The 600-nt window shown below is 58.3% G+C and carries 1 pseudogene; it reads right to left on the reverse strand.

Going from position 1 to position 600, the window contains the following annotated elements:
* A pseudogene (locus tag AC1DT3_RS23570) lies at positions 1–600 on the reverse strand (hypothetical protein); the annotation flags it as partial.

Below are 600 nucleotides of genomic sequence, written 5' to 3' on the forward strand. Positions count from 1 at the left end.
CGGTGAAGTTCTCCAGCAGAAGGGCGTCATCCAGCGAGATTTCGAGCGGAACGCAAAGTTCGGTGGCGACGTCGTTGGACCATGTTTGAAAACCGAGCTCGACGGAAACGGCTTGCGGCGGCGGCAAAAGCTCGACGGTGAAACGGCTTGATTGACGATGGGTCGGAATGTTCACAAATGCGCCGAGGGCCGGCGTTGCAAGCGTGTCTGGGTAGGGCGGCGCCAGGATGTCGCCCTCCTTGTCACGATAGACGATCCGGACGAGCGCACCGTCATGTCCGCCTTTTTCCGTACAAATTTGACCGCGCACGAAAAGGCGATGACTGGGAACGAATGACAACCTGATCCAATGCGGGTCCGTCGTCAGATAACGCCACATTCGGGTTGGATGTTGCGTACGCTGAAGTTCCTCGCGCGGCGGCACAAGGGCGGCCGGAGCGACCATTGCGCCTTCACCCGTCTGCACATACTGCCGCAGCAAAGGTTGCAGGATTTGGAACGGCTTGGTGTTGCGCCAGCTCCGAACGGAAACGGAGATCGTTCGCGCTGGTCGAGGAATGAGAAAAGCAACTCTGACCTGGACATTTCCAACCATATCGG

It is taken from the genome of Microvirga sp. P4_G7, from assembly GCF_056401005.1.